Annotated in this window: 7 protein-coding genes; 2 read left to right on the top strand and 5 right to left on the bottom strand. The window is 70.6% G+C overall.

Going from position 1 to position 7,009, the window contains the following annotated elements; all coding sequences use genetic code 11:
* Nucleotides 1–90 precede the first annotated feature (90 nt).
* Nucleotides 91–1,584: an MFS transporter gene (locus AB0J36_RS31590; protein WP_357132891.1), complete on the bottom strand. Its 1,494-nt coding sequence runs from the start codon at nucleotides 1,582–1,584 to the stop codon at nucleotides 91–93.
* Nucleotides 1,585–1,721: 137 nt separating this feature from the next.
* Here AB0J36_RS31590 and AB0J36_RS31585 point away from each other — a divergent pair, with 137 nt between their 5' ends.
* Nucleotides 1,722–2,333 (top strand): HNH endonuclease family protein, encoded by a 612-nt coding sequence (locus AB0J36_RS31585; protein ID WP_357132971.1) that lies wholly within the window; start codon nucleotides 1,722–1,724, stop codon nucleotides 2,331–2,333.
* Nucleotides 2,333–2,725 carry a hypothetical protein gene (locus AB0J36_RS31580; RefSeq protein WP_357172694.1) on the top strand — a complete coding sequence of 131 codons (393 nt, stop codon included), beginning with the start codon at nucleotides 2,333–2,335 and terminating at the stop codon, nucleotides 2,723–2,725. Before AB0J36_RS31585 ends, AB0J36_RS31580 begins: the two co-directional genes overlap by 1 nt.
* 51 nt (nucleotides 2,726–2,776) lie before the next feature.
* On the opposite strand, the gene AB0J36_RS31575 is transcribed toward AB0J36_RS31580, so the two are convergent.
* Genes AB0J36_RS31575 through AB0J36_RS31560 form a run of 4 tightly spaced genes read right to left on the bottom strand, consistent with a single transcriptional unit; the run spans nucleotide 2,777 to nucleotide 6,927 of the window.
* Nucleotides 2,777–3,877, bottom strand: coding sequence for an ABC transporter ATP-binding protein (locus AB0J36_RS31575; RefSeq protein WP_357172696.1), 1,101 nt, complete (start codon nucleotides 3,875–3,877; stop codon nucleotides 2,777–2,779).
* Nucleotides 3,874–4,860: an ABC transporter ATP-binding protein gene (locus AB0J36_RS31570; RefSeq protein WP_357132897.1), complete on the bottom strand. Its 987-nt coding sequence runs from the start codon at nucleotides 4,858–4,860 to the stop codon at nucleotides 3,874–3,876. The genes AB0J36_RS31575 and AB0J36_RS31570 overlap by 4 nt, the downstream gene beginning before the upstream one ends.
* Before the next feature lie 49 nt (nucleotides 4,861–4,909).
* Entirely contained in the window at nucleotides 4,910–5,923 is a 1,014-nt protein-coding gene (locus tag AB0J36_RS31565; RefSeq protein ID WP_363661497.1) for an ABC transporter permease, read from the bottom strand.
* Complete coding sequence (locus AB0J36_RS31560; protein ID WP_357132901.1) at nucleotides 5,920–6,927, bottom strand: ABC transporter permease; 1,008 nt, start codon at nucleotides 6,925–6,927, stop codon at nucleotides 5,920–5,922. The genes AB0J36_RS31565 and AB0J36_RS31560 overlap by 4 nt, the downstream gene beginning before the upstream one ends.
* Nucleotides 6,928–7,009 lie beyond the last annotated feature (82 nt).

Below are 7,009 nucleotides of genomic sequence, written 5' to 3'. Positions count from 1 at the left end.
TCCACCGCGCCCGCCGCTGAGATGTACGCACGGGCCCCTTGTTCGCGCCTAGGCGCTAACAAGGGGCCCTTCCTTACATCGGGGCGTTGCTCATCGCGGGGGCGTGGCGGCGGGCATCGAGTGGCAGGGCTGCGACGGTGGGGCCTCCCGGGGTGGCCGGTGCACCAGCACGAGGGCCAGCACCGCGCCGGCCAGCAGTAGCCCCGCGCACCAGGCCAGCGCCGCCCGGAACGCGTCGGTCAGCTCGGCCTTCTGCTCGTAGCCGCCACCGGACAGGCCCACCAGCAGCGGCAGCGCGGCCACGGCGAGCAGACCACCGGCCCGGGACGCGGCGTTGTTGAAGCCGCTCGCAACCCCGGAGAACCGATCCTGCACGGCCGCGAGCACCGACGCGGTCAGCGGCGCCACCACCAGGGTCAGTCCGAGGCCGAAGAGCAGCACCCCGGGCAGCACGTCGGTCCAGTAGGACGCGCCGGGGCCGACGCCGCGCAGCAGCAGCAGGCCGATGGCGGCGATCACCGGGCCCACGGCCAGTGGCAGCCGGGGACCGATCCGGGCCGACATCGCACCGGCCCGGGCCGAGCCGACGAGCAGCAGCACCGTCATCGGCAGCAGCGCGATCCCGGTCCGGAACGCCGACCACTCGACGACGTTCTGCAGGTAGACGGCGAAGAAGAAGGTGAACCCGCCGAGCGCGGCGTAGACCACCACGGTGAAGACGTTCAGGACGGCGAAGAGCCGGCTGCTGAACAGCCCGGTGGGCAGCATCGCGGTGTCCCCGCGCCGCCGTTCCAGCAGCACGAAGGTCACCGCGGCCACCACACCGACCAGCGCGGCGATCACCACCGGCGCCGAGGCGAAGCCGCGAGCGGGCGCGTCGATCAGGGCGTACGTGACGCCGGCGAGCGCCAGTGCGCCGAGCACCGCCCCGGCCACGTCGAAGCGGCGGCGCGTACGGCCCGGCCCGTGGGTGCGGGAGGCGTTCTCGTCGCGACTCTCCGGCACCCAACGCAGCGCGGCCAGCACGACCAGGACGGCGATCGGCAGGTTGAGGAAGAAGATCCACCGCCACGAGAGGGTGTCGATCAGCCAGCCGCCGATGAACGGCCCCAACGCCGTGGACACTCCGGACAGTCCGGCCCACGCGCCGATCGCCCGACCCCGGTCGTCGGGGTGGAAGCTGGCCTGGAGCACCGAGAGCGAACCGGGCGTGAGGAGCGCTCCGCCCGCGCCCTGCACGATCCGGGCCGCGATGAGGGTGCCGGTGCCCTGGGCGAGCCCGCACAGCACCGACGCGGCGGTGAACCAGAACACGCCAATGAGGAACACCCGCCGCCGACCGAAGCGGTCCCCGAGCGACCCGCCGAGCAGCACGAACGCCGCGAGCGTCAACAGATACCCGTTGATGGTCCACTGAAGATCGGCGACGTTGGCCCCGAGGTCCTGGCCGAGTTTCGGCAACGCCACGTTGACGACCGTGGTGTCCAGGAAGACCATGCCGGAGGCGAGCACCGCGGCGAGCAGGGTTCCCCGGCCGGCGGCGGTGCCCATCCGCAGTGCGGGCGACGGTACGGAGGAGGTCATCCCACCAATCTTGCTTGCACATTGTGGGAGACGCCACGAAACGCCGAAACCGTCCCCGGGTACTGTGCGCAAGCGCCGGGAGCCCGCAAGCTGGAGAGGTGTCGTCTGTGCGTACCAGATCAGGACCGCGTGCGTCGATGGCCGCGCTCGTCGCGGCGCTGGCGCTCGTCATGGCCGGCTGCGTCCCACCCGAGGAGGCGGAGACCACGCCGACGCCGGGTGGCGGCGGTAACGCCGTCGAACAGTTGGGCCAGTTGACCGTCGCCACCGCTGGCTCGATGAAGGGCTACAGCCGGGAGCGCTTCCCACACTGGCGGGACACCGGCAAGAACTGCGACGTGCGGGACTCGATCCTGCAACGCGACGGCAAGGACGTGAAACTCTCCGGCTGCAACGTGGTCGGGGGTCGCTGGGAGAGCGTGTACGACGGCCGCAGCGCGACCGATCCCTCCCAGGTGGACATCGACCACACGGTGCCGTTGGCCAACGCGTGGCGCTCCGGCGCCGACGAGTGGGACAACGCCAAGCGTGGCGACTTCGCCAACGACACCACACGTCCGCAGCTCATCGCGGTTTCCGCGTCCTCCAATCGGGCAAAGGGTGACCAGGATCCGTCCCAGTGGAAGCCGGCGAACCGGTCGTACTGGTGCCAGTACGCCAAGGACTGGGTGACGGTGAAGCACTACTGGAAGCTGACGGTGACCAGTGCCGAGAAATCCGCGCTGACCGACATGCTGGAGGGCTGCTGATGAGCGAGGAACCTGCGACAGAGGCCAAGGCGACCGCGGACACGGCCCCGTCCGCGGCCGGGATGACCGCGGACGGCACCGGCGACACCCCGGCCGCGGTGCCGGGGGCCGGCATGGTCGCGGACTCGACCGGCGCCAGTGCCCCGCAGAGCCGGACCGCCGACATCGTGCCCGGCCCGGGTGGGGTGATGACCGACGAGGTCGGCGTCGTCACCGGGGAGCTGACCCTGCGCACCGAGTACGCGGACGGCAAGGTCACGCTGCGGGTGCAGTACAAGGACGCGGACGAGTGGTACGTGGTGACCGGCGGGCTGGTCGCGCTGCCCGATCCGGCAGGGCTGGACGCGGTGCACGCCGTGGCGGTTGCCCTGCTGAACCGCCCCGAGGGCTGACAGCCCGTACGCCGGTCAGGGGCCGTCCGTCACGGACGGCCCCTGACCGCGTCACGGGGTGGGGATCAGCTCGCCGGGCGGGTCGACCGGGCCGGTGCCGTCGGTCGGGCGGACCAACTCCACCTCGACCTCGTGCGGGCGGATCCGACCGGCGGCGATGTCCTCGGCGAAGTGGCAGGCCACCCGGTGCCCGCCGACCACGTCCCGCAGCTCCGGTCGCTCGCTCGCGCAGCGGGTCGGCTGCGCCCACGGGCACCGGGTGTGGAACCGGCAGCCCGCCGGCGGGTTGCTGGGCGAGGGCAGGTCACCGGCGAGCAGGATGCGCTCGCGGCGGTCCTCGACGACCGGGTCGGGCACCGGCACCGCGGACATCAGCGCCCGGGTGTAAGGGTGCATCGGCTCGCGGTACAGGTCGTCGCTGGACGCCTCCTCGACCAGACCGCCGAGGTACATGACGCCCACGGTGTCGGCGATGTGCCGGACCACCGCCAGGTCGTGCGCGATGATCAGGTACGTCAGGCCGCGCTCGTTCTGCAGATCCTCGAGCAGGTTGAGCACCTGCGCCTGGATCGACACGTCGAGTGCGGAGACCGGCTCGTCGGCGACGATCAGGTCCGGGTTGAGCACCAGGGCCCGAGCGATGCCGATGCGCTGGCGCTGACCGCCGGAGAACTCGTGCGGGTACTTGCTGAGGGCGGACGCGGGCAGGCCCACCGCCTCCAGCGTCTCGCGCAGTCGCCGGTTCGTCTCGGCCTTGTCGCCGGCCAACCCGTGCGCCTTCAGGCCCTCCACCAGCAGCGACTCCACCGACTGCCGGGGGTCGAGGCTGGACAGCGGGTCCTGGAAGATCATCTGCATGCGGCGACGGGCCCGCCGCATGGCCTCGCCCTCGAGGGCGCGTACGTCGGTGCCGTCGAACACGATCTCGCCGTCGGTGGGCTCGACGAGCCGCAGCAGGCCACGGCCGAGGGTCGACTTGCCGCAGCCGGACTCGCCCACCAGCCCGTACGTCTGGCCCTTGCGGATGCTCAGCGACACGCCGTCGACCGCGTAGACGTACCCGACGGTCCGGTCGAAGAGCAGGCCGCTCTTGATCGGGAAGTGGACCTTGACATCGCGCAGCTCGATCAGCGCAGGGGTCTCGTCGGTCATCGGACCGCCACCTCCTCAGAGACGGGGTTGTTGCAGCGCAGGTCGCCGCCGGTGGCGGTGGGTTCGAGCGGCGGGGGCCCTTCCAGGCACGCGTCCACGACGTGGTCGCAGCGCGGCGCGAACGCACACCCCTCGGTCCACGGGATGTTGTCGGCGACCGACCCGCGGATCGCGTGCAGTCGCTCGCCGCGCGGGGAGTCCAGCCGCGGCACCGAGTTGAGCAGCCCGTGGGTGTACGGGTGCCGGGCGTGCGCGAACAGCTCGTGCCGCCGCGCCCGCTCGATCACCTTGCCCCCGTAGAGCACGTTGACCGTGTCGCAGAGCCCGGCCACCACGCCCAGGTCGTGCGTGATCATGATCAGCGCGGTGCCGCTCTCGTCCACCAACTGCTTGAGCAGCGTGAGGATCTGCGCCTGGATGGTCACGTCGAGCGCGGTGGTGGGCTCGTCGGCGATCAGCAACCGGGGCTTGCAGGCCAACGCGATGGCGATCAGGGCGCGCTGGCGCATGCCGCCGGAGATCTGGTGCGGGTACTCGCTGAGCCGCCGCTGCGGGTCGGGGATGCCGACCGCGTCGAGCAGGTCCCGTGCCTCCCGCAGCGCCTGCTTACGGTCCCGGCCCTGGTGGCGTTCCAGCACCTCGGCCACCTGCACACCGATCGGGATGACCGGGTTCAGCGACGACAGCGGGTCCTGGAAGATCATGCCGATGTCCCGGCCGCGCCGGTCACGCATGTCGCCCGGTCGCAGCTTCAGCAGGTCCGCGCCGTCGAACAGCACCTCTCCACTGACCCTGTTGCCGCGCTTGGGCAGCAGACCCATGATGGCGAGGCTGGTCACGCTCTTGCCGCAGCCGGACTCGCCGACCAGGCCGACGGTCTGCCCCGGCTCCACCGTGAAGCTGACCTTGTCGACGGCGTTGAAGGGTCGCTCGCCGCGCCGCTGGAACACGACGCTCAGGTCACGCACGTCGAGCAGGCTCATCGGGTCACTTCCTTACTGCTGTGGTCCTTGCTGATCGGGCACACCGCGATCACCGCCGGTTCTTCGGGTCGATGGCCTCGCGCATCGCCTCACCGAACAGGGTGAAGCCGAGCGCGACCACGATGATCGCCAACGCCGGGTAGTAGGCCAGTTCCGGGCGTACCTCGAAGTAGCGCACACCGGCGTCGCCGAGCATCGCGCCCCACTCGGCCCGGTCCCGATCGGGGTCGCCGAGGCCGAGGAACGAGAGCGACGCGGCCTCGATGATCGCGACGGAGAGCGTCAGCGTCGCCTGCACGATCACCGCGGTCATGGCGTTGGGCAGCATGTGCCGCAGCACGATGCTGCGCTGCTTGACGCCCAACGCCCGCGCGGCCAGCACGTGGTCGCTCTCGCGCTGGGCGAGCATCGAGCCGCGCAGCAGCCGGGCGAAGATCGGCACGTTGACGATGGCCACCGCCATGATGACCGTCCACTGGCTCGACTTGCTGGCCAGGGCGACCAGGGTGATCGCCAGCAGCAGGGCGGGCAGGGCCAGCATCACGTCGGTGATCCGCATGAGGATGTTGTCCACCCAACCGCCGACGGCGCCGGCGATCGCACCGAACAGCACGCCGATGGCGAGCCCGATGAGGGTGGCGAGGACGCCGACGAAGAGGGTCTGCCGGCTGCCGTAGACCAGGCGGGACAGCAGGTCCCGGCCCAGCTCGTCCGAACCGAGGGGGAAGCCGTCCATGGGCCCGGCGATGTTGTTGGGCGTAAGGACGTCGGTCAGCTCATCGAAGCGCTGCACCGGGTCGTGCGGGGCGATCAACGGCGCGAAGATCGCCACCAACACGAAGAGCGCGATGATGGCGGCGCCCACGATGGCCGCCGGGTTGCGGCGCAGCCGACGGAACGCGTCGCGGAGCAGGCTCACGCCGCCGGGGGCGGCGGTGGACTGGGCCAGTTCGTCGAGGCGGGCCTTCTTGCGGTCACTGAGACGGGTGCGGCCCGCGTCGGACGCCTGCTCCTTGTCGCTACGGGGAGCAGGGATGCCGGCCTGCGTGTTTGGTTCGGTCATCGCACACGCACCCTGGGGTCGATGAAGGCGTAGGAGAGGTCCACCAGGAGATTGACCACCACGAAGACCAGCGCGGACAGCAGGATCAGCGCCTGGAGAATCGGGTAGTCGCGGCTGCCGGTGATCGAGTCGGTGATCAGCGTGCCGAGACCACCCCAGTTGTAGACCTTCTCGGTGAGGACCGCGCCGGACAACAGCGCGCCGGTCTGGAGACCGATGGTGGTGACCACCGGCAGGAGCGCGTTGCGCAGGATGTGCCGGCCACGGACGGTGCGGTTCCGCAGGCCCTTGGCTTCCGCCGTGCGTACGTAGTCCTCGTTGAGCACGTCCAGCACGCTGGCCCGGGTCATCCGGACGATGACCGCCAGCGGGATCGTGGCGAGCGTGAACGCCGGGAGGATCAGGTGCCAGAGCGCGTCGGCGGTGGCGTCGAACTCCCGGGTGAGCAGGCTGTCCAGGACGAAGAAGCCGGTGATGTTGGTGTTGTCCAACCCGATGCTGACCCGGCCGGACGGCGGGAACCAGTGGATGTTCTGGGTGAAGACGTCCTTGAGCAGATAGCCCAGGAAGAAGATCGGGATCGAGACGCCGAGCAGCGTGCCCACCACCGTCAGGTGGTCGAGGATCCGGCCGCGCCAGCGGGCGGCGAGATAACCCAGTGGGACGCCCAGCCCAACCGCGATGAGCATCGCCGTGAGGGCGAGCTCCACGGTGGCCGGGAAGGCCCGGCCGATGACCTCGGTGACCGGGTCACCGGTACGGATCGAGTTGCCGAGGTCACCGGTGAGGATCCGCTGCATGAACTTGCCGTACTGCACGAGGATCGGCTGGTCGTAACCGAGCGCCTTGGTCAGCAGAGCCCTGGTCTCGGGGGTCGCCCGTTCACCGAGCAGCGCGTCGACCGGGCCGCCGGGCAGGTTCCGCAACCAGACGAAGATCAGCGCCGACAGGGCTATCAGCGTCACCACCAGCTGTAGCAGGCGGCGGACTATGACTCGCAACATCTCTCACACACCAGACTCTCGATGGTCGCGGAATCGGCCCGGGCGGGGGAAACCCCCAACCCGGGCCGATTCCGCCTACGGC

This window comes from Micromonospora sp. NPDC049662, from assembly GCF_040675055.1.
Classification (GTDB): domain Bacteria; phylum Actinomycetota; class Actinomycetes; order Mycobacteriales; family Micromonosporaceae; genus Micromonospora.
Note: the sequence above shows the minus strand (reverse complement) of the source record. Positions and strands in the feature narration are given on the sequence as shown.

Excerpts from the sequence above, each read along its gene's own strand:
- AB0J36_RS31585 (WP_357132971.1), top strand. The coding sequence starts at position 1,722 with ATGGCCGCGCTCGTCGCGGCGCTGGCGCTCGTCATGGCCGGCTGCGTC.
- AB0J36_RS31560 (WP_357132901.1), bottom strand. The coding sequence starts at position 6,927 with ATGTTGCGAGTCATAGTCCGCCGCCTGCTACAGCTGGTGGTGACGCTG.
- AB0J36_RS31590 (WP_357132891.1), bottom strand. The coding sequence starts at position 1,584 with ATGACCTCCTCCGTACCGTCGCCCGCACTGCGGATGGGCACCGCCGCC.
- AB0J36_RS31570 (WP_357132897.1), bottom strand. The coding sequence starts at position 4,860 with ATGAGCCTGCTCGACGTGCGTGACCTGAGCGTCGTGTTCCAGCGGCGC.
- AB0J36_RS31580 (WP_357172694.1), top strand. The coding sequence starts at position 2,333 with ATGAGCGAGGAACCTGCGACAGAGGCCAAGGCGACCGCGGACACGGCC.
- AB0J36_RS31575 (WP_357172696.1), bottom strand. The coding sequence starts at position 3,877 with ATGACCGACGAGACCCCTGCGCTGATCGAGCTGCGCGATGTCAAGGTC.
- AB0J36_RS31565 (WP_363661497.1), bottom strand. The coding sequence starts at position 5,923 with ATGACCGAACCAAACACGCAGGCCGGCATCCCTGCTCCCCGTAGCGAC.